The 21,512-nt window shown below is 69.6% G+C and carries 17 protein-coding genes; 8 read left to right on the top strand and 9 right to left on the bottom strand.

From position 1 onward, the window contains the following. Positions 1-79: 79 nt before the first annotated feature. The 7 genes from ALA01S_RS20745 to xsc all read right to left on the bottom strand — a co-directional run bounded on the left by ALA01S_RS20745 (position 80) and on the right by xsc (position 7,970). Positions 80-907, bottom strand: coding sequence for an ABC transporter permease subunit (locus ALA01S_RS20745; protein WP_066340483.1), 828 nt, complete (start codon positions 905-907; stop codon positions 80-82). Between the two features lie 64 nt (positions 908-971). Continuing rightward, positions 972-1,796 (bottom strand): taurine ABC transporter ATP-binding protein, encoded by an 825-nt coding sequence (locus tag ALA01S_RS20750; RefSeq protein ID WP_066340485.1) that lies wholly within the window; start codon positions 1,794-1,796, stop codon positions 972-974. An 83-nt stretch (positions 1,797-1,879) separates the two neighbouring features. After that, the gene (tauA, locus tag ALA01S_RS20755; RefSeq protein WP_066340436.1) at positions 1,880-2,962 is read right to left on the bottom strand and encodes a taurine ABC transporter substrate-binding protein; all 1,083 of its coding nucleotides are present in this window, start codon (positions 2,960-2,962) and stop codon (positions 1,880-1,882) included. Between the two features lie 87 nt (positions 2,963-3,049). After that, positions 3,050-4,489: an NAD(P)/FAD-dependent oxidoreductase gene (locus tag ALA01S_RS20760; RefSeq protein ID WP_066340438.1), complete on the bottom strand. Its 1,440-nt coding sequence runs from the start codon at positions 4,487-4,489 to the stop codon at positions 3,050-3,052. Positions 4,490-4,502: 13 nt separating this feature from the next. Beyond that, positions 4,503-4,910, bottom strand: coding sequence for a nuclear transport factor 2 family protein (locus ALA01S_RS20765; RefSeq protein ID WP_066340441.1), 408 nt, complete (start codon positions 4,908-4,910; stop codon positions 4,503-4,505). Positions 4,911-5,020: 110 nt separating this feature from the next. Beyond that, positions 5,021-6,058, bottom strand: coding sequence for a YeiH family protein (locus ALA01S_RS20770; RefSeq protein WP_066340444.1), 1,038 nt, complete (start codon positions 6,056-6,058; stop codon positions 5,021-5,023). 106 nt (positions 6,059-6,164) lie between these two features. Continuing rightward, the gene (gene xsc, locus ALA01S_RS20775; RefSeq protein ID WP_174548646.1) at positions 6,165-7,970 is read right to left on the bottom strand and encodes a sulfoacetaldehyde acetyltransferase; all 1,806 of its coding nucleotides are present in this window, start codon (positions 7,968-7,970) and stop codon (positions 6,165-6,167) included. Positions 7,971-8,112: 142 nt separating this feature from the next. Here xsc and ALA01S_RS20780 point away from each other — a divergent pair, with 142 nt between their 5' ends. The 5 genes from ALA01S_RS20780 (at position 8,113) to sorB (ending at position 13,274) form a co-directional block, all read left to right on the top strand. After that, positions 8,113-8,919 carry an IclR family transcriptional regulator gene (locus ALA01S_RS20780; RefSeq protein WP_066340446.1) on the top strand — a complete coding sequence of 269 codons (807 nt, stop codon included), beginning with the start codon at positions 8,113-8,115 and terminating at the stop codon, positions 8,917-8,919. Between the two features lie 39 nt (positions 8,920-8,958). Beyond that, on the top strand, positions 8,959-9,909 hold the full coding sequence (locus ALA01S_RS20785; RefSeq protein WP_066340449.1) for an AAA family ATPase: 951 nt from the start codon (positions 8,959-8,961) through the stop codon (positions 9,907-9,909). After that, positions 9,909-11,603 (top strand): cobaltochelatase CobT-related protein, encoded by a 1,695-nt coding sequence (locus ALA01S_RS20790; protein WP_066340451.1) that lies wholly within the window; start codon positions 9,909-9,911, stop codon positions 11,601-11,603. Before ALA01S_RS20785 ends, ALA01S_RS20790 begins: the two co-directional genes overlap by 1 nt. A gap of 97 nt (positions 11,604-11,700) precedes the next feature. Next, positions 11,701-12,927 carry a SorA family sulfite dehydrogenase catalytic subunit gene (gene sorA / locus ALA01S_RS20795; protein WP_066340453.1) on the top strand — a complete coding sequence of 409 codons (1,227 nt, stop codon included), beginning with the start codon at positions 11,701-11,703 and terminating at the stop codon, positions 12,925-12,927. Between the two features lie 11 nt (positions 12,928-12,938). Beyond that, positions 12,939-13,274, top strand: a complete 336-nt coding sequence (gene sorB, locus ALA01S_RS20800) for a SorB family sulfite dehydrogenase c-type cytochrome subunit (protein WP_084267777.1) — start codon at positions 12,939-12,941, stop codon at positions 13,272-13,274. Positions 13,275-13,356: 82 nt separating this feature from the next. Here the strand turns inward: sorB and ALA01S_RS20805 are convergent, their stop codons facing one another. Together ALA01S_RS20805 and pta are read right to left on the bottom strand one after the other, a co-directional pair. Beyond that, a complete protein-coding gene (locus ALA01S_RS20805) occupies positions 13,357-14,124 on the bottom strand; it encodes a TSUP family transporter (protein ID WP_066340459.1) in 768 nt (255 codons plus the stop codon). Then, positions 14,121-15,164, bottom strand: coding sequence for a phosphate acetyltransferase (gene pta / locus ALA01S_RS20810; protein WP_066340470.1), 1,044 nt, complete (start codon positions 15,162-15,164; stop codon positions 14,121-14,123). The genes ALA01S_RS20805 and pta overlap by 4 nt, the downstream gene beginning before the upstream one ends. Positions 15,165-15,272: 108 nt before the next feature. Between pta and pdxR the strand changes: the two genes are divergently transcribed. The 3 genes from pdxR to ALA01S_RS20825 all read left to right on the top strand — a co-directional run. Beyond that, complete coding sequence (pdxR, locus tag ALA01S_RS20815; RefSeq protein ID WP_066340472.1) at positions 15,273-16,775, top strand: MocR-like pyridoxine biosynthesis transcription factor PdxR; 1,503 nt, start codon at positions 15,273-15,275, stop codon at positions 16,773-16,775. Positions 16,776-17,409: 634 nt separating this feature from the next. Further along, entirely contained in the window at positions 17,410-18,138 is a 729-nt protein-coding gene (locus ALA01S_RS20820) for a SapC family protein (RefSeq protein WP_066340481.1), read from the top strand. Positions 18,139-18,343: 205 nt separating this feature from the next. Next, a partial coding sequence (locus ALA01S_RS20825) for an LEPR-XLL domain-containing protein (protein ID WP_169805972.1) occupies positions 18,344-21,512 on the top strand: 3,169 nt, incomplete at its 3' end.

Genomic DNA, 21,512 nt, shown 5'->3' on the forward strand with positions numbered 1-21,512 from the left:
TCGGGGCATCGAAACCGTCACGGCGCGCAGTCTTGCCGCTACGGATCAGGGGCCGAGCCCCGCGGCAAGACTGCCGTGGTCAGAGCTTGCCTTTCCAGGGCACCAGCACCTTTTCGAAGTGCCGCATCATCAGGTCGAAGACGAAGGCAAACAGGCCGATGACGATGATGCCCATGATGACCACGTCCGAGGCCAGGAACTCCGCGGCATTGAGCACCATGAAGCCCAGGCCGCGCGTGGAGGCCACCATCTCGCCGGCCACCAGCGTGGTCCAGCCCACGCCGATGCCGATGCGCATGCCGGTGAAGATCTCGGGCAGCGCCGACTTCAGGATCACGTGCCGGATCACCTGCAGCCGCGTGGCGCCCATGGAGTAGGCGGCATGGATCTGCTCGATCGACACCGAGCGCACGCCGGAGCGGGCAGCGATGGCCATGGGCGCGAAGATGGCCAGAAAGATCAGGTAGACCTTGGAGAACTCGCCGATGCCGAACCAGATGATCACCATCGGCAGGTAGGCCAGCGGCGGCAGCGGGCGGTAGAACTCGATGGGCGGATCGAACACGCCGCGCGCCACGCGGCTCACGCCCATCATCACGCCGATCGGAATGGCGGTGGCGCAGGCCAGCGCAAAGGCGCCCAGCACCCGTGACAGGCTGGTGAGCGTGTGCTCCAGCAGCGTGGCGCCCGCGAAGCCTTCGGTGGCCACGAGCAGGAACTTCTCGATCACGGCCTGCGGCGTCGGCAGGAACAGCGGCTTCACCCAGCCGGCGTTGCTCACCACCACCCACAGCAGCAGCAGCGCCGCCACCGTGGCGCTGGCAATGCCGGCGGCGCTGCCCTGGCCGGGCGCGCCGAAGTGCTCGCCCGGCCGCACCGAGCGCTTGGCGAACAAGCGGGTCTTCATGGCCACGGGGGCCGCGTGGGCCTCGACGTCCAGCGCGGCGACGTTGGTGGGAAGGCTGCTGATCTTAGACATGGGCCGTCTCCTGGTGTGCGGCGCCGGCACGCTCGTCACCGTAGATGATGTTCAGCACGACCTCGCGCATGGCGATGAAGTCCGGGCTGGACTTGATGGCGCGCGCGTCGCGCGTCTGCAGGAAGCGCTTGTTGAAGTCGAGCTCGTAGCGGTGCGTGATGCGCCCGGGACGCGGTGACATCACGATCAGGTGGCTGCCCAGGAAGAGCGCTTCCTCCACGCTGTGCGTGATGAAGAAGAACATCTTCTGCGTCTTCTGCCACACGTCCAGCAGCAGCTCCTGGATGGTCTCGCGCGTGAGCGCGTCCAGCGCGGCCATGGGCTCGTCCATCAGCAGCATGGCCGGGTTGCAGGTCAGCGCGCGGGCGATGCCCACGCGCTGCTGCATGCCGCCGGAGAGCTGGTAGATCATGTGCTGGTGGAAGTCCTTGAGGCCCACCAGCGCCAGGTTGCGGGCCGCGCGCTCGCGCCGCTCCGCCTTGGGCACGCCCTGCAGCTTGAGGCCGAACTCGGCGTTCTCCATGACGTTGAGCCAGGGCAGCAGCGCGTGCTTCTGGAACACGACGCCGCGGTCGGCGCCCGGACCTTCGACGCGGCGCCCGCCCAGCAGCAGCTCGCCCTGTGAGGGTGCGATGAAGCCCGCCATCAGGCTCAGCAGCGTGGTCTTGCCGCAGCCCGAGGCGCCCAGTGCCACGACGAAGTCGCCGCGGTGGATGGTGAGATCGATGTGATCGAGCGCATGCACCCGCTCGCTGCGCGTGCGGCCCGGGTAGATGACGCTGACGTCCCGGACCTGCAGTTGATGTTCGATGGACATGAACAACCCCTTGTGTCCGCGCCGTGGCCGGGCGTTGCCGGCCTGGGCGCGGTGAATGGATGCCCGGCGCGAGGCCGGGGACGTCATTTCAGCTTGAGCGCCGCTTCGAGGTATTTGGGCGTCACGAACGGGGCGAAATCGGCCGGCACGGTGTCGATGCGCTTTTGTGCCTTGAGGAATTCCGCGGTGGCCTTGATGGCCTTGGCCGCACCGCCGTCCTTGCCGCCGCCCAGCCACGCCGCCGTGGCCTGCTGCTCGGCGGAGGGGAAGGCGTAGAGCTGCAGTGCGTCGGCCGCGTCCTTGGGCGAGCCGCCGATGCGCGAGGAGATGGCCTTGGCATTGGGCGACTCGGCGTCCCAGGCGCCAGGGTTGGCCCGGAAGGCCGCGTCGGCATCGGCCACCGCCTTCACGAAGCGGGCCATGAACTCCGGGTTGGCCTCGCCCCACTTGCGGTTGACGGCGACGCCGTCGAACGTGGCGCGGCCCTTCTTGCCGAGCTCGCCGGAAGTCACCATCACCTTGCCGCTTTGCTTGATGCGCGCCAAGGCCGGGTCCCAGACGAAGGCCGCGTCGATGTCGCCGCGTTCCCAGGCCGCCGCGATCTGGTTGGGCTGCATGTTGAGCAGCTGCACGTCGGTCGGCTTGATGCCCCACTGCTCCAGCGCGAAGATGGTGTGATAGTGCGTGGTCGAGACGAAGGGCACGCCCAGGCGCTTGCCCTTGAGATCGGCCGGCTGCTCGATGTGGGCGCCGTTGCGCACCACCATGGCCTCGGCCTCGTTGATGTCGGTGAGTATCCAGAACAACTGCAGCTCCACGCCGCGGCTGACCGCGGCGGCCAGCGGGCTGGAGCCGATCACGCCGAGCTGCACGTCGCCCGAAGTCATCGCCGTGGCGACCTTGGCCCCCGAATCGAACTGGCGCCAGTTGATCTTGTAGCCGGTGGCCTTTTCGATGGCACCGGTCGTGATGGCCACGATCAGCGGGCTGGCGATGGGCTGGAAGGCGATCGTCACCTCCTTTTGCTGCGCCGAGGCCGTGCCGGCGCCCAGGCCCAGCGCCAGCAGCGCGGCGATGCCAAGAAGCCGGCGCCGCGCGGGTGCCGCGGCGCCATGCGCCGGCACGCTCTGCGCTACGTGCCAATGGGTCTTGAGGGGTTGGTTCATGTCGTCTCCGTGGTCTCCATCGTGGATGTGGGTGGCGCGGCGCCGTACTTCGCGGGCCGGCTGTTTGTGGGATGGGTTGTCGAGTGCTCAGAGCACCTCGTCCTGGAGGTGGTACCAGCGGTAGAGCACGCGCTGGCCCAGGCGCCGGAAGGGCGCGAAGGCCTGCGACTCCACCATCTCGCGCACGTTGGGGAAGGGCAGCTTGGAGCTGAAGATGGGCAGGTCCAGCTCGCGGCCCTGGCCGGCGATCCATTGCGCCAGCCGCTTGCCCGCCTGCGCCGAGTACATGACACCGTTGCCGCCGTAACCCAGCGCGTAGTAGATGGACTCGCCGGCCACGGGCTGGTGGATGCGGGGCATCATGTCGTGGCTGACGTCCACCCAGCCCCACCACGAGTAGTCGATGCGTATGCCCGCCAGCGCCGGGAACTTGCGCGCGAGGTCACGCTCCAGGAACTGGCGGTACTTGTCCTGCGGCGCGTCACGCCCGGTGATGGCGCTGCGGCTGCCGATCTGCACCCGGCCGTCGGGCATGAGCCGGTAGTAGTGGCGCAGCACCCGCGTGTCCGTGATCACCTGGTGCGTGCGGAAGTTGCAAGCCTCGATCTCCTGCGGCGTGAGCGGCCGCGTCACGATGGAGTTGGACAGGATGGGCAGCAGCCGGTTGCGCAGTTGCGGGTGCAGGCCTTGCGAGGTGTAGCCGCCGGTGCACACGCCCACCGCGCGGGCGCGCACCACGCCGCCGGGGGTGCGCAGGTAGTGCACGCCGCCGCGCGTCTCCCATCCCAGCACGGGGCTGGACGGGTGCACGGTGGCGCCCAGCGCGCGCGCCTTGCGCAGGTAGCCGAAGGCCAGCTTGCCGGCGTGTATGCCTATGCCCTCGGGCTCGTGCATGGCACCGGCGGCCTCGCGGTCGTCCACGTACTCGCGGCGCACGGTGTCGGCGTCCAGGATGCGGGCGTCGTACTTGAACACCTCGCGCAGCAGCCGGGCTTCCTTCTCCAGCGCCGGCATGGCCTTGGCGCGGTGCGCGATGTAGAGGTGGCCGCCGGGCTGCGGGTCGCAGGGGATGTCGGCGATGAGATCCTTGAAGGTCTGCATGCCCGCGCACACCTCCTCGTGCAGGCGCAGCGCGGTGTCCCGGCCCCAGCGCTCTATCCACTGCGAGCGCTTGAGCCGGCCGGAGGCGCATTGCGCCTGCCCGCCGTTGCGCGTGCTGCAGCCCCAGCTCACGCGGTTGGCTTCCAGCACGGTGGCCTTGATGCCGTGGTCGCGCGCCAGGTGGATGGCGGTGCACAGCCCCGTGAACCCCGAGCCGATGAGCGCCACGTCCACGTCGATGTCGTGCGTGATCGGCCCGTCGTCCGCGGGCGGGGCGCCGGCGGTGCCTATCCAGTAGGTGGGCGCGTAGTCGCGGCCCTGGCCGGGGTTGGGCGAGACCAGCGGATCGTAGGCGGGGTCGTAGGGGCGCGCGGGCTCGGTGGCCTGGCCCGTGCGCAGCAGCGGTTGCGAAGCGACGGCTTGCATGGCGCGGCCCCCTTCAGCGTCCGGCCAGGACCGGCGGGCGGTCCTTGCGGTAGGCGTTCTTGATGGCGATCTTGCCGTTGCGGAAGGTGAACACGTCCACCATGCGCGCCTCGACGCGGCTGCCGTCGGCGCGGGTGCCGCAGAAGGTGCTCTCGGTCACGCCGCGGTCGCCCTGCACGAAGTGGTCGGCGTCCAGCCAGGCCGCGTCCGGGAAGGTCTGCCAGGCCAGCAGGAAGCCCTGGCGCACCTCGTCGCGGCCCACGAAGCTGCGGCCCATCAGGTCCGGCCCGGCCACGGCGTGGAAGGTGCACTCGCGGTCCATGAACTCCATCAGCGCCTCGATGTCGTGGCGGTTCCAGGCGTCGCCGAAGGCCTGGAGGAACTCCACGCCGGGCTGCAGGTCGTCGTCGTCTCGCTTCATCGTCGTCTCCTTGTGCGTGGCCGCTTGGGGTGCGGGCCTTGGATCCAGAGTAGTCAGGGGGCAGGCGGGGACCTAGGGCCAGTTGCGGCCTATCGATGGGTCCACGCGGCTCAGGCGGCCAACCAGCGCATGAGGGCGACCACCAGCAGCATGTAGCCGGCGACGAAGACCGCCTCGCCCGACAGCAGCGCGATCGGCTTCCAGCCCAGCTCGGCGAGCTTTTCCAGCGAGGTCTTCACGCCCAGCGCGGCGATGGACACCACCAGGCACCAGCGCGAGAGCTCCGAGCCGAGCGTCACCGCGCCGGCCGGCAGCCAGCCCAGGCTGTTGGCGGCGGCCAGCGCCGCGAACACCAGCAGGAACACCGGCATCAGCGGCCCGTTGCGGGTGCCGCCCGCATCGCCGCCGCCCCGGCGGCGCCCGGCGTGCAGCGCCAGCGCCAGCACCACCGGCATGAGCAGGGCGACGCGGAACATCTTGGCCAGCGTGGCGGCGTCGCCCACCTGCGGGGAAATCATGAAGGCCGCACCCACCACCTGCGCCACGTCGTGGATGGAGCCGCCCAGGAACAGCCCGGCCTCGGCCGTGGAGAGGTGCAGCCCCGACACCAGCAGCGGGTACAGCACCATGGCCAGCGTTGAGAAGGCGGCGATGCCTATGGCCGTGAGCAGCGTGTAGCGCTCGTTCTCGCGCGTGGCCGGCAGGGTGGAGGCAATGGCCAGGGCCGCCGAGATGCCGCAGATGCCGGTGGCGCCGCCCGACAGCAGCCCAAGCGCCGGCGGCAGCCGCAGCAGCCGCGCCAGCAGCAGGCCGAAGGTGATGGTCAGCACCACCGCGCCGGCCAGCGCGCCCACACCGGCCAGGCCCAGGTGGGCCACGTCGCTGGCCGCAATGCGCACGCCCAGCAGCGCCACGCCCGTGCGGACCAGCTTCTTGGCCGCGAACTCGATGCCGGGCTGGCACTTGTCCGAGTCGGCCAGGAAGTGGAACGCGATGCCCATGAGCAGCGCGTACAGGAACTGCGGGCCGCCGTAGTGCTCGGACACGAAGGTGGCGGCCAGCGCGATGGTGCCGCACAGCAGCAGGCCGGGCAGGTAGCCGCGCAATTGGCCAAGCAGCGGCGGCGCCAGGGAGGGTTGGGCGTGCATGGGAACCTCGACGTGGGGCGTGGGACGCCAGCCCGGCCTCCACGGGGGAGGCGGGTGGGTCAGGCCCCGCTGCGCCGGACCGGCGGCGGGGCAGGGGCGGACTCGCTCAGACGAAGTCCTGGTACTTGTCCAGCAGCCGCACGGGCTTGGACAGCGCGTCGCGCCGGAAGGGGTCGCCCAGCTCGCGCGTGCACATGATCTCGACGATGCAGGTCTTGCCGTGGTTCATCTGCAGGTCCACGGCGCGCTGGAGCGCCGGGCCCACGTCTTCGAGCCTGTCCACCACGATGCCCTCGGCGCCCATGGCCTTGGCGATGCCCGCGAAGCTCGGGCTGTCGAGCTCGCCAGCGACGAAGCGGCGGTTGTAGAAGTCCACCTGGTTTTTCTTCTCCGCGCCCCACTGGCGGTTGTGGAACACCACCGCCGTCACCGGGATGTTGTGGCGCACGCAGGTCAGCGTCTCCATCAGGCTCATGCCCCAGGCGCCGTCGCCCGCGTAGGAGATGGCCGGGCGGTGCGGCGCGGCGACCTTGGCACCGATGATGGTGGGGAAGGCGTAGCCGCAGTTGCCCCAGCTCATCGCCGCGAAGAAGCTGCGCGGCTTCTCGAAGCGCAGGTAGCTGTTGGCCACCGAGTTGATGTTGCCGATGTCGGTGGACACCATCACGTCCGGCGGCATGGCCTTTTCCAGCTCGCGCAGCACCTGGCGCGGGTGCAGATAGCGGCCGCCGAAGGGCGTGCGCTCGTCCTTGGACTCCTCGATCATGTCCAGGCTGAAGGGGTCGCGCTCGTGGGTCCAGGCGTCGAGCTCGCGCTCCCAGGCCGCCTTCTCGGTGGCGATGTCGTCGCCGCGCTGGGCGCGCGTGGCGTCGCAGGCCAGCGTGCGGCCGGCCAGGCGCTGCACCAGGGCCTGCGCGGCGGCCTTGGCGTCGCCGCAGATGCCCACCGAGATCTTCTTCACCAGGCCCAGCATCTTGTGGTCGGCGTCGATCTGGATGATCTTGGCCTCCTTGGGCCAGTAGTCCATGCCGTGCTGGGGCAGCGTGCCGAAGGGGCCCAGGCGCGAGCCCAGCGCCACCACCACGTCGGCGCGCGAGATCAGCTTCATCGCAGCCTTGGAGCCCTGGTAGCCCAGCGGGCCGCACCACAGCGGGTGGCTGGCCGGGAAGCTGTCGTTGTGCAGGTAACTGTTGACCACCGGTGCCTGCAGCCGCTCGGCCAGTGCCTTGCAGGCGTCCACGCCGTCGGCCATCACCACGCCGCCGCCGGCGATGATCACCGGGAACTTCGCCGTGGCCAGCAGCTCGGCGGCCTCGTCCAGGCTTTGCTCGCCGCCGGGGCCGCGGTCCAGCCGCCGCGGCTGAGGGATCTCGGCCGTGATCTGCCCGTAGAAGTAGTCGCGCGGGATGTTGAGCTGCGTCGGCCCCATCTCGCTCATGGCGCGGTCGAAGCAGCGGCCCGTGAACTCGGCCATGCGCGCCGGGTGCGTCACGTGGCCCTGGTACTTGGTGAACTCCTGGAACATGGGCAACTGCTTCGCCTCCTGGAAGCCGCCCAGTCCTTGGCCCATGGTGCCGGCCTCGGGCGTGACGATGACCACCGGCGTGTGCGCCCAGTACGCCGCGGCGATCGCGGTGACGCAGTTGCTGATGCCCGGGCCGTTCTGGCCGATCACCACGCCGTGCCGACCCGAGACGCGGGCGTAGCCGTCGGCCATGTGCCCTGCGCCCTGCTCGTGCACCACCGGGACCAGCCGTATGCCCGCCGGGGCAAAGATGTCCATGGCATCCATGAAGGCCGATCCCATGATCCCGAACATGTCCGTCACGCCGTTGGCCACCATGGTTTCGACGAAGGCCTCGGACGGGGTCATCTTCTGCGGCCCGGCGGCCACGCTGCGTTGCTCGCTCATTGCAGTCTCCTGATGTGCGTCTCTTTCCGGAACAAGGCGTTCTGTTTTTCGAGACGTTGAAGCAAATGTAGTGGCCGATTTCGGAAAATGCAATGCGAAATCTCGTTTTCCGGTACGATTAGTTCCAACTTCAGGAGATGCCATGAACTCAGTGCCTGACGACATCGCCCGCATCGACGGGGACACGCCCACCATGCGGCTGCTGGCTTTGCTGGAAGTCATTGCTGCGCGCAGCGAGGTGTTCTCGCTGCAGACGCTGGTGGAGGAAACGGGCGTTCCCAAGCCGACGCTGCACCGCATGCTTCAGCAACTGGAGTCCGCCGGGATGCTGCAGCGCGAGGGCGACGGGCGGCACTACAGCACCGGCGTGCGGCTGCGCCGCCTGGCCGAGCAACTGCTGCTCAACGACACGCGCCACGGCGCGCGGCACGCGGTGCTGCGCCAACTGGTGGCCGAGGTCGGCGAGAGCTGCAACATCACGGCGCTGTCGGGCAGCGAGGTGCTGTACCTGGACCGCGTGGAAACGCCCGCGCCGCTGCGCTTCTACCTGCACCCGGGCTCGCGCGTGCCCGTGCACTGCTCGGCCAGCGGCAAGCTCTTCCTGGCACAAATGGGCACCGCGCAGCGCCGCCGCCTGCTGGCCAACGTGCCGCTGGAGTCCTACACGCCGCACACGCTCACCGACTTCGACCGGCTCGAAGCCGAGCTGGAGCGCGTCAAGGCCCAGGGCTACGCACTGGACGAGGAGGAGTTCCTGCCCGGGCTGCGCTGCATCGCGGTGCTGGTGGGCACGAGCGGGCGCTCCAACATGGGCGTGGCCATCCAGGCGCCGTCCATGCGCATGGACGGCGCCAAGGCCTTGCAGTACCTGCCGGCGCTGCAGCGCGCCGCGGCCGCGCTGGCGGCCGTCGAGTCGCCGCAGCCGGGCGAGGCGCGCGAGAGCGCCTAAGCGCCCCGCGCCCGCCTTGCCAACTCCCCAGGAGCCGCCATGCAACCCGACCTTCTGTTGTCCGCACGCGAGCTGTTCGGCCTGGACGTGCCGCTTCAAGTCCCGGCCTTCAGCCACCGCGACGAGCACGTGCCTGCGATCGACCCGGCCTATTGCTTCGACCCCGACGTGACGCTGGCGCTGCTGGCCGGCTTCGTGCACAACCGCCGCGTGCTGGTGCAGGGGCTGCACGGCACGGGCAAGAGCAGCCACGTGGAGCAGGTGGCCGCGCGGCTGAACTGGCCCTGCGTGCGCGTGAACCTGGACGGCCACGTCGGCCGGCTCGACCTGGTCGGCCGCGACGCCATCGTGCTGCGCGAAGGGCGCCAGGTGACGGAATTCCAGGAGGGCATCGTGCCCTGGGCGCTGCAGCGGCCGATGGCGCTGGTGTTCGACGAGTACGACGCCGGCCGGGCCGACGTGATGTTCGTGATCCAGCGCCTGCTGGAGCGCGAAGGCGCCTTCACGCTGCTGGACCAGAACCGCGTGCTGCGTCCGCATCCGGCCTTCCGCCTCTTCGCCACGGCCAACACCGTCGGCCTGGGCAACCTCGACGGCCTCTACCACGGCACGCAGCAGCTCAACCACGCCCAGCTGGACCGCTGGAACATCGTCGCCAAGCTGGACTACCTCGCGCCGGCGCGCGAAGCGGCCATCGTCCGCGCCTGCGTGCCTGCGCTCGACGACGCGGCGGGCCGCGGCCTGGTGGAGCGCATGGTGGCCGTGGCGGGCCTGACGCGGCAGGGCTTCGCCGCGGGCGACCTCTCCACGCTGATGTCGCCGCGCACCGTCATCAGCTGGGCCGAGAACCTGCAGATCTTCCGCGACCCGGCGCTGGCCTTCCGCCTGAGCTTCCTCAACAAGTGCGACGAGGCCGAGCGGGCGCTGGTGGCCGAGTATTTCCAGCGCTGCTTCGACCTGGAGTTGCGCGAGTCCGCGCTGCTGGCGTGATGGAGCCGCGCCGCCAACGCGAGCAGGCGCTGTGCGGCGCCGCGCTGCGCGCGCTGTCCGGGCGCCGCGTGGAGTGGCGCGCCGCGCGGCTGCTCGAAGGCGACCGGGAGCTTCGGCTGGATGCGCCGCACCTGCGCCTGCAAGCCGAGGACGGCCTGCCGGCACGCCGCGGCCACTGCGACGCCACCGCGCTGCGCCTGCGCCACTCGGACCTGGCGCAGCACGAACAGGCCGCGCCCTCCGGCGCCGTGGAGCGCCTGGTGTTCGACCTGCTGGAGCAGCTGCGCTGCGAAAGCCGCCTGCCCGCGTCGCTGCCGGGGCTGGCGGCCAACGTGCAGGCGCGCTTCGCGGCCTGGTCGCGCGCGGCGCTGGCGCAGGGGCTGGCGGAAAGCGCTGCCGGGCTGCTGTTCTACACGCTGGCGCAACTGGGCTGGTCGCGCTTCAACGGCCAGCCCTTGCCGCAAGAAAGCGAGGGCCTGATCGAAGCCACGCGTGCCGGCATCGCGCGGGCCATAGGCGGCTGGCTCTCCCGCATGCAGCGTTGCCTGGATGACCAGGCGGCCTTTGCCGAAGCGGCCCTGGCGCTGGCGCACTGGACCGGCCAGCGGCTGCGCGACGCGCAGGCGCAGCAGCAGCCCGCATCCGGCGCGGCCCAAGCGCAGGCGCGTGCGCACGCTGCCCTGTCGTGGCTGCTGCCGCAGGGCGACGGCAACCTGGCGCTGCCGGCGCCCGCGGCCGGCCGCAGCCGGCTGCTGGACAGCGGCAGCGCGGGCTACCGCGTCTTCACCACGGCCTACGACCGCGAAGTGCCTGCCGCCACGCTGGTGCGCGCGGCGCTGCTGCGCGAATACCGCCAGCGCTTGGATGAGCGCGTCGCCCGGCTGAACGTCAACCAGGGCCGGCTGGCGCTGCAGCTGCAGCGCGCCCTGGCGCGGCCCGCGGGCAGCGACTGGGATTTCGGGCTGGAGGCCGGCCGCGTGGACGCGCGCCGCCTGGCCCAACTGGTCAGCAACCCGGCGCAGCGGCGCGTGTTCCGGCTCGAAGCGCCGCGGCCGCGGCCGGATGCGGTGGTGTCGCTGCTGATCGACTGCTCCGGCTCGATGCGCCGGCACATCGAGCCGCTGGCGCTGCTGGCCGACGCGCTGCTGCGCGTGCTGGAGCGCGCCGGCGCCGCGACCGAGCTGCTGGGCTACACGACCGGCGCCTGGAACGGCGGCCGTGCCCGCGCCGCGTGGCTGGCGGCCGGGCGCCCGGCGCACCCGGGCCGGCTCAACGAGCGTTGCCACCTCGTGTTCAAGGACGCCGCGCGCTCCTGGCGCCGCAGCCGCCTGGACGTGGCCGCGCTGCTCAAGGGCGACCTGTTCCGCGAGGGCGTGGACGGCGAGGCCGTCGCCTGGGCCGCGCATCGGCTGCGCGCGCGGCCTGAGGCGCGGCGCATCCTCGTCGTGGTCTCCGACGGCTGCCCGCTGGACAGCGCGACGGAGCAGGCCAACGACGCGCGCTACCTGGACCACCACCTGCAGCAGGTCGTGGCGCAGCAGCAGCGTGCCGGCATCACCCTCATCGGCGTGGGCGTCGGCCTGGACCTGGGCGCCTGGTACCGGCACAGCGTGCCTGCAGACCTGAGCCAAGGGCTGGAGCGCGAGCTCCTGCACCGCCTGGTCGGCACCATCGCGCGCGTGGCCGCGGCGTAAGCCCGGCGCACGGCGCTTCACCGCCGGCGCGGGGCGCCGGCTCACGGCCCCGGGAAGCGTTCCCGGTGCCATTCCTGCCTTGTCGGAGGAGACATGCATGAGTGATCACGACGCCATCAACCGCCTGCGCCGCAGGCTCCTCACCGGCGGCGCCGGGCTGCTCGCCGGCGCCGGCCTGGGCCGCGCGGCGCTGGCGCAGGGCGCGGGCTTCGAGCACCCCTTTGCCAACGGCGCCCGGCGCCTGGTGGCCTACCCGGAGAAGCGGCCGCTGATCGTGCTGACCTCGCGCCCGCCGCAGCTGGAGACGCCCTTCGAGGTCTTCAACGAGGGGCTCATCACCCCCAACGACGCCTTCTTCGTGCGCTACCACCACGCCGGCATCCCGACGGCCATCGATGGCGACCAGCACGTCATCCGCATCGGCGGCAACGCGGTGGGCAAGCCTTTCGAGCTGAGCATGGCCGGGCTGCGCACGCAGTTCAAACCCATCGAGATCGTCGCGGTCAACCAGTGCTCGGGCAACAGCCGCGGGCTGTTCGAGCCGCGCGTGACGGGCGGCCAACTGGGCCACGGCGCCATGGGCAACGCGCGCTGGCTGGGGGTGCCGCTCAGGGAGGTGCTGTCGCGTGCCGAGCTCAAGGACACGGCGCGCCAGGTCACCTTTGACGGGCTGGACACGGCGCTCTTCGGCGGCGGCGACTTCGTCAAGGCGCTGGACGTGCACCACGCGCTGGACGGCGAGGTCATGCTGGCCTACCGCATGAACGGGGCCGAGCTGCCGATGCTCAACGGCTTTCCGGTGCGGCTGGTGGTGCCGGGCCACTACGGCACCTACTGGGTCAAGCACCTGTCGCAGATCGACGTCATCGACCGGGAGTACGACGGCTTCTGGATGAAGCCGGCCTACCGCGTGCCCGACAACGACTGCGCCTGCGTGGAACCGGGCACGGCGCCGGCGGCCACGCGCCCCATAGGGCGCTTCAACGTGCGCTCCTTCATCACCTCGCTGTCCGACGGCGCGCGGGTGGCGGCCGGGCGCGAGACCGTGGTGCGCGGCATCGCCTTCGACGGCGGGCAGGGCGTGCGCGAGGTGGCGTATTCCACCGATGGCGGGCAGAGCTGGCGCGGCGCGCGGCTGGGCGAGGACCTGGGGCGCTATTCGTTTCGCGAGTTCAGCTTCGCGTTCACGCCGGCCCGGGGTCGGCACGACCTGCGCGTGCGCGCGTGGAACCGCTCAGGCCAGAGCCAGCCGATGCAGGCGCTGTGGCAGCCGGCCGGTTACATGCGCAACGTGGTCGAGTCGGTCAGCGTGACCGCCGCCTGAGGGGAGCCGCCATGGAACACAGGAAGATGCTGGCCGCCGCGGTGGCGGCCGTGATGCTCGGCGTGGCCGGTCCGGCGCGGGCCGACGCCAAGCGCATCGAGCTGCCGGCCGACGGGCTGCAGCTCAAGCCCAGCACGCTGCCGGGCTATGCCAAGGCACAGGCCAACTGCGTGGCCTGCCATTCGGCCGAGTACATGGCCTACCAGCCGCCCACGGCCGCGCGACCGTACTGGGAAGCCATGGTCAAGCGCATGAAGGCCGTGTTCAAGGCGCCCGTGGACGAGGCCGACATGCCGGCCATCGTGGACTACCTCGTCAAGACCTACGGCAACGAGCAGGCGCCTTGAGGCCCGGGTTGCCCGCGTCGCCAGCGCGGCGCCGGGCAGCCCGGGCGCGGCGGGGGCCGCGGGCTGCGCCGCGGCGACGGCTTCACGCGGCGCGGGCCAGGCGAACCAGCGCGTCGAGCAGCAGCCCGGTGCCCAGCGCCAGCAGCACCGCATAAGCCACGCGCCGCAGTGCGGCGGGCGACAAGCGCGGCGGGAAGCGGCGGGCGGCGTGCGTGGCCAGCGCGGCCACGGGCAACGCGGCCAGGGTCTGCAGCATCACCGCCGAGTCGATGCCGCCTTGCACTGCGCTGGTGAGCGTGCGCCACAGCGACATGGCCATGAACACGGCCAGCAGCGCGCTGCGGATGCGGGCCACCTCCAGCGGCTGGCGGTAGAAGTGCAGGATCAGGGGCGGACCGGCCATGCCGAACAGCCCGCCCATGAGCCCGCCCGCCAGGCCGCTGAGCACGAAGCTGCGCGTGGGCGAGCGCTGCGCCAGCGGGCGAGGCTGGCGCAGCAGGCCCAGCGCCGCCTGCAGCACGAGGGCGCCCAGCAGTGCCTGCAGCGTCAGGGTGGCGGCGGCATCGAGCCGCTCCAGCAGCAGCACGCCGAGCGTGACGGCGGGCAGCAGGCCCGCCACCGCCGCGCCGGTCAGGCGCCAGTCGATGGGCGCGCGCCGGCCGCGCAGCGCCAGCGCGTTCTGCGGCAGCGACACCAGGTTCACGAAGGTCGCCACGCCCGCCAGCGGCAGGCCCAGGCCGCTGGCCATACCCACGACGATCAGGCCCAGCCCAAAGCCCGTGAGCGTCTGGAACCAGCTGCCCAGCCCCACCAGCAGCAGCAGCGTGAGCGTCCCGTTCGGCAGCGTCATGGACAGCAGTCCGCCGTGGCGCCTTCCGCCGCGCGCCGGGCCGCCGCGGCCTGCGCCTGCACCACCGTGACGGCGATGACGTGGAAGACGTCGTCGGCGCTGCAGCCGCGGGAGAGGTCGTTGGCCGGCCGTGCCAGGCCCTGCAGCAGCGGGCCGATGGCCACCGCGCCGGCCAGGCGTTCGGCCAGCTTGTAGCCGATGTTGCCGGCCTCCAGGTTGGGAAACACCAGCACGTTGGCGCGGCCCTGCACCTGCGACTGCGGCAGCTTGCGCTGCGCGATCTCGGCCACGATGGCCGCGTCGAGCTGCACGTCGCCGTCGGCGACGATGTCGGGGCGCAGCCGGCGCAACTGGGCGGTGGCTGCCGTGATCTTGTCCACGGCCGGATGGCGCGCGCTGCCGTCGGTGGAGAACGACAGCATCGCCACGCGCGGCTCGGCCATCAGCAGGGCGCGCGCGCTGTCGGCGGCCGCGGCGGCGATCTGCGCGAGCTGCGCCGCATCGGGCTCCACGACCAATGCGCAGTCCGAAAAGATGAGCCCGCCCTTGAGGCTGTGGAAGGGCTGGCACAGCATCATCAGGAAGAAGCTCGAAACCAGGCTCGTGTCCGGATGGGTGCCGATGATCTGGATCGCGCTGCGCACCACGTCGGCCGTGGTGTGCACGGCGCCCGCGACCGAGCCATCGGCCTGGCCCAGCCGCACCATGAGGTTGGCCGCCACCAGCGGCTTGCGCGCCTCCTGCAGCGCCTGCGGCGCCGTCATGCCCTTGGCCTGGCGCAGCCGGTGCAGTGCGTCGGCCAGCGGCTGCAGGTAGGCCGGTGCGGCCGGATCGACGAGGTCTAGGCCGTCGAGGTCGGCACGGCAGGCGCGGGCCGCCGCGATGATGCGCCGCGCCTCGCCCACCAGCGTGATCTGCGCGATGCCTTCACGGCGGGCCCGCGCGGCGGCGTTCAAGACGCGCGGATCCTCCCCCTCGCACAGCACGATGTGCCGGGGTGCGCTGCGCGCCTGGTCGATGATGCGGTGGAGCGGTTTCATGGGCTTCCTTGCGATGGGCGACACTTGCTGGCTGCGCAGTGTGGCCAAGGCCGGTGCGCGGCATTAGGGCCAGATCGGGCCCATCGTTGAGTCCAGAACGGAGTAGTCATGGCACAGCGCTTGGACGCCGCCCTGTGGAAGCAACTGCTGCAGCACGGCGCGCGGCAGCACCAGGGCCTGCAGGCGCAGGTGCGCGCCATGGTGGTGGAGGCCATCCTGGACGGCCTGCTGCCGCCGCACACGCCGCTGCCTTCGAGCCGCGAGCTGGCGCAGGCGCTGGGCGTGGCGCGCAACACGGTGGTGCTGGCCTACCAGCAGCTGGCCGACGAGGGCTATGTGCAGCCGCGCGAGCGCAGCGGCTACTTCGTCAGCCCCGACATCACGGCCGGGCGGGTGCGCGCTGCGCCCGCCATGGCGCCGCCCTCGGCGGCGCTGCCGCCATCGCGCCGCCCCGACTGGCCGGCGCGCTTCAAGCAGCATCCTTCGGCGCTGCGCAGCATCGTCAAGCCGGCGGACTGGCAGCGTTATCCCTATCCGTTCCTCTATGGGCAGTTCGATGCCGCGCTGTTTCCCACCGCCGACTGGCGGGAGTGCGTGATCAAGACGCTCAGCGTGGTGGACATTCGGGACTGGGGGCCGGACCAGATCATGCGCGACGACCCGCGGCTGGTGCAGCAGATCTGCTCGCGCGTGCTGCCGCGCCGCGGCGTGTGGGCGTCGCCAGAGGAGGTGGTGGTGACGGTGGGCGCGCAGCATGCGCTGTATCTGCTGGCGGACCTGCTCATGCGCGAAGGCACCCGCGTGGCGATGGAGGAGCCCGGGTATCCGGATGCCCGCAACATCTTCGCCAGCCGCACCTCGATGCTGCGTGCGGTGCCGGTGGACGAGGCGGGGCTGCCTGTGGGCGAGGCGCTGGCTGGTTGCGACTACATCTATGCCACCCCAAGCCACCAGTGCCCGACCACCGTCACCATGCCGCTGGAGCGGCGCCAGGCGCTGCTGCGCATGGCGCAGGAGCAGGACTTCGTGATCATCGAGGACGACTACGAGAGCGAGAACCGCTTCGACGGCGACCCCTTCCCGGCGCTCAAGAGCCTGGATCGCGAGGACCGCGTGATCTACATCGGCAGCCTGTCCAAGAGCCTGGCGCCTGGGCTGCGCATGGGCTACGTGGTGGGCCCGGCCGAGCTGGTGGCCGAGCTGCGCGCGCTGCGCCGCCTGGAGCTGCGCCACCCTTCGGCGCTGGTGCAGCGGGCGTTCGCGCTGTTCCTGTCACTGGGGCACCAGGACTCCCTGTTGCGCCGCCAGGCCGCCGCCTGGCGCGATCGCGCTGCCGCGGTGCTGACGGCGCTGGCCCGGCATGCGCCGGCATGCCGGGTGGTGCCGGTGTCCGGCGGCAGCTCCTGCTGGGTGCAGCTGCCCGAGGGCATGGACGGCAGCGAGCTGGCGGCGCGCGCGCGCGAGCGGGGCGTGCTGATCGAGCCGGGCGAGGTGTTCTTCATGACCGAACCCGCTCCGCGGCACTTCGTGCGCATCGGCTGGTCAGCCATTCCGCTGCCTGCGATCGACCCTGGCATCGCCGTGCTGGGCGAGCTCCTCCGCCAACGGTAGCGGGGCAAGGATTCGACGAGACGTCCGACTTCCGCGGTCGCGGCTGAGGACGGTCTCTGCCCGTCACGCAAAATCTGGAAGCTCCAGTACTCAGGCGTTTCCAGCACCGTTAAACATTCAATTCAAACAGCAAATCAATAAAAATGAAGTGTGGCGAAATTTAAAAATCTTCAGAACCGAGCGTGCCGGACCGGTAAGACAAACTGTCTTCTTCGGTTGCGTGAATAAGTCATGGTTTGTTTTGTCTTGGTTATGGAAAAAATCTTCTCGTGTGGTGGTCGCGCTCCGTGCCGAGGAAAATGAGAAAAACTTCCTGGAAAATCAATGCCTGGCTGACGAGGTGTTCTCTTCGGCATTGATGCCTGCCAGGACATAAGGGTATGCCCGCATTTCAAATGGCCGTTGATGTTGATAGCCCTTTGAAGGTTGGCTATAAGACTGCGTCACTGAAGTGTAACAAGACGTTGAAACGTGATGAAATATAACTATGCGTTCACAGATGGAGTCGTGCACTGTTAAAAAGTGCGCTTAAACCATTGGGCGGTTTCCGTTCAAGGTCAATCTCCGCGTAGACAATTTCAAGCTCGCAATCGCAGACGACACGAGGCGTGTCTTCTCAGTCAAAGGATTTTTCATGTTTGAGCAGTTGGTCCCCGTCAACAAAGCCCGCCACGCCACCAAGAAGATCAAGCAAATTGAGGGTTTTGGTTTTGCTTCGCAATTCCATATTGCCTCGGTGATGGTGCATGAATTCGCGCGCGCTTCGGCCATCTATCCTGTCGTCTTCCTGGAAGACAAGGAAAAGGACGAATTCCGGCCGGTCGTGCTGATGGGGCTGGATGCTGGCGAGAACCTGTTCGTGAGCACCACGGGCAAGTGGGAGGCGTCGTACGTGCCGGCCATCATCCGCCGCTATCCCTTCGCGCTGGCCAGTACCGACCAGGAAGGCCAGTTCACCGTCTGCATCGACGAAGCCAGTGACCTGATCAGCGACGCCGAAGGCGTGGCGCTGTTTGACGAGAAGGGCGAGCCGTCAGAGGCCATCGAGAACGTCAAGCGCTACCTGGGCGAATTGCAGCAGATGGAAGCCTTCACGCGCGAGTTCTGCAAGTACTTCGCGGAGCACAACCTGTTCACGCCGCTGAACATGCGCGTGCAACAGGCCGATCAGGCCAAGAACATCACCGGCTGCTACGTCGTCAACGAAGAGCGACTGAACAACCTGTCCAACGAGCGCTTCCTCGAAATGCGCGAAAAGCGTTACCTGCCGGCCGTGTACGCCCATCTGGTGTCGCTGGGCCAGATCGAGCGGCTGATGATGCTCAAGGACGAGCGCCTGACCCCGGCTGCCAACCAGTCCTGATTCTTCGCGTCCGTCTCGGACGACAAGGCTTCAACGCGACTCACTCCATGAGCGAGCTGCCGTCTTCGACGCAGCTCGCTTGCCTGTTTCTGGGGTGGGCCGCCTGATGGTCCTCGCCAACTAGAACGACTCCCTGCCCAAGCACATGCTGCGCTCCAAGCTCCGACCGTCCCGCCCTCGCGTCTCCAAGTTGTTGCAGAAGTTGATGCGAGGTGCCTTCCAGGTCGAGTCGCTGGAGCAGCGGCTGTTGCTGTCGGCGGACCCCGCCGCGGCCACCGTGCAGATGTTGGCCGGGCATGACGGCCAGGAGCTTCAATACGCGCCGGTTATTCCGCAGCAGCCCAAGCTGCAGGATGGGGCCGTATCGTTCCACGCGGACGATTCGCCGCAGACCCAGTGGGATGCGGCCGATCCGGCCTCGACCGACTTCGCAGTCGATGCCCAGGCCTTCAGCCAGGCGCTGGCCCAAACGCGTGCCGCGTTCATGGACTCGGCGATGGCCGTGGCCGACCAGCCCTACGCGCGCTTCATGGACGGCGTGTTGGGCGCCGATGCGCTGAGCCTGACTCCGGACAGCAGCGCCGATGGCGATGCGCTGCGCCTGTCGGTGCCGCAAAGCACGGCGCTGGACCCGGCGTCGGTGCTGCGCATGCCCAATGAGCCGGTTCAACTGCATACCGGCGCACAAGCCCAGGCCTTGGCCCCGGGCAAGACGTCTCAGGCCACCGACTACGTGCTCGGCAGCGGCCACTACGACGCCGCACAGCTTGCGCAGGACGTCGGCCTGAGCGACGCACGCGCGCTGGTGGTCCAGCCGGGCGCCACCCTGGGCGGCAGCGGCACGCTGGCATTGCCCGTGGAAGTCAGCGGCCAACTCGCCCCCGGCTATTCGCCAGGTGTCGACAACGTCTCGTCCTTGACGCTGGGCAACGCAGCCACCACCGTCATCGAGCTCGGTGGTGCGACCGCGGGCACCGGCACGGGTCATTACGACCAGGTCAACGTCAGCGGTACCGCCCAACTCGACGGCAGCCTGCAGGTGGCGCTGTGGGGTGGCTTCGTGCCGCAGGACGGCCAGGTCTTCACCTTCTTGACCTTCGGAACCGCCAGTGGCGGCTTCTCCGACGCATCGGGCCTGGTCGATGCACAGCATGGCCTGTACTACGAGGTCAAGCAAACGTCCAATGCGCTGCAGCTGGTCGCCCATTCGCTGGACGCCACCACTGCATTTTTGGTGGACAAGCTCAGCGGCAGCGGCGGGCTCGCCGCAGGCTCGAGCCTCGTCGGCGGCTTGAACGATGACGACGTCGTTGGCATGGCGCTCAATGCCGGCTACTTCGCCGGGCATGCCAGCGCGGAGATCACTGGGTCGCTCGATCTGGGCAGCGGGCTGAGCTTCTCCGGAACGCTGTCGCTGGCCCGCCAGGCACAGCTCACCGTTGGCGGCACGTCGTACGCCGCATGGAAGCTGGGGCTGGACCATGCAAGCGGCTACTTCGGCCTGGGCACGGCTGGCAGTGGCGCACCCGGGGTGGCGTTCTCGGATGCCAACGTGGCCATGCTGTGGTTGGACAGCCCAAGCAGCGATGCGGGCTGGATCTGGGCCAAGGGCACGGCCGGCGGCCTGACCCTGCAGGGCGGCAGCGGCGTGGGCTTGAGCGCAGCATCGCTGTCCCTGGACTTCGCGTCGGGGCTGGGCACGGGCAACGACGCGATGCTCGACCTGTCGGCCATCAAGCCGACAGTGCTTGCAGGCACAACGTCATACACCTTCGACAGCAGTGTCTTGGCGGAGCGCACGACGCTGTCGGGCAACCTCACCCTGTCGCTTGCCGGTGGCCTGAGCGTCGCGGGCAACGTGGGCATGTCCACGTCGGACGCCGGACTGCTGATGGCAGGAAGTGGTGTCACGGCCAGCATGTCCGCCGCCGGCGTGACGCTGAGCCTGAGCAACGGCAGCTTCGGCCTGGTCATTTTGGCGGACAAGTCGGGCTACACGCTGCAGGCCGATGCCTCGACGGTGACGATCAGCGGCGGCAGCTTCGCCAGCGTTGGAGCCAGCAGCGCGTCGCTGAGCGTCAACACCAGTGGCGCGGCGCAAGCCGCGCGCACGCTGCAATTCGGCAATTTCTCCTACAGCATCGGAGCCATGGCCGCGCAGGCGCTGCCGGTGCTGCGCGTTACGGGACTTCACGCCACGCTGGGTGGCACCTTCACGCTCGCGGGCGACTTTGCCTTCCAGCAGAGCACCGGCGGCGACATGCAGGCGCTTGCCTCGGGAGCCAGCGTGTCCATGGCGGCGGGCGGCGCACAGGCCGGTGTCAAGAACACGGAAGTTGCGCTTGTCATCCAGTCTGGCGGCGGCGCGCTGCTGGAAGCCGCCGGCACCTTCGACGCCTCATTGGGCAGCGACGTGCAACTCTCGGCCGGCGCCGCCGCGGTGCGCTGGAACTCGACCAGTGGCAGTGCCAGCGGTCGTCAACTCAGCGTCGCCGGTGCTACCCATACCTTCGGCACCCTGGGGGCGGGGCTGCAGGAGGTGGCGCTGACCGGTGCGAGCCTGGTGGCCGGCGACTTCTTCCGCGTGGGCGGTGACTTCGCGTTCCACCGCAGCACCATGACGGCCAAACTGGCCGCCGATACGCTGGGTACGGCAGCCAACGAAGCCAGTGACGGCTTGTTGATGGACCTGTTGACGCTGGGAGGTCAGGGCCTGTCGGCCAGCGCTGGCCTGGCCGGCGGAGTGGGCCTGCAACTGGCTGGCGTGCAGTTCGGCCTGGTGCTGATGAGCGCCCGTGAAGACACCTCGCGACGCTGGTCCACGCTGCAGGCAAAATCCACTGGGGTCGATTTCAAGGGGCTTTCAGGCTTCAAGGCATCAGGCAGCAACCTGGCACTGAGCCTGAACACGGCAAGCCAAGCCAGCGACGCAGTGGTCGACTACGCCAGCGGCAAGACGGCGCTGAGCGTCAGCACTGGTGCCGGCAACCTGGCCGTGAACCTCGATGGCAGCAAGGGCAAACTGCTGGAGCTGCGCGGCGACCTGACGGTCGACGTCACGGGCTTCGTACAGCTCAGCGGCAGCCTGGGCTTCAGCGTGCAAGGGCAGGGTGCCAGCCAGCAGCTTGTCGCCGTGGGCACGAGCGTCAGCGCGGTGTTGAGCGCTGGAAGCAGTGCCAGCGTCAGCTTGAACAATGCCAGCTTCGGGCTGCGTGTGGGCACCGCGGGCGATGCCGTTTTCGAGCTTGGAAACGGCACGCTGAACGCTTCCATCGACGGGCTGGCCAACGTCAGCGCATCGTCCGTTGAGGTGCGGTACACGGGGGCCAGTGCGTCCGTAACGGCCGGCACCAAGGTCAGCGTGGGCAGCCAGA

It is taken from the genome of Azohydromonas lata NBRC 102462 (assembly GCF_001571085.1).
Lineage (GTDB): Bacteria > Pseudomonadota > Gammaproteobacteria > Burkholderiales > Burkholderiaceae_C > Azohydromonas > Azohydromonas lata.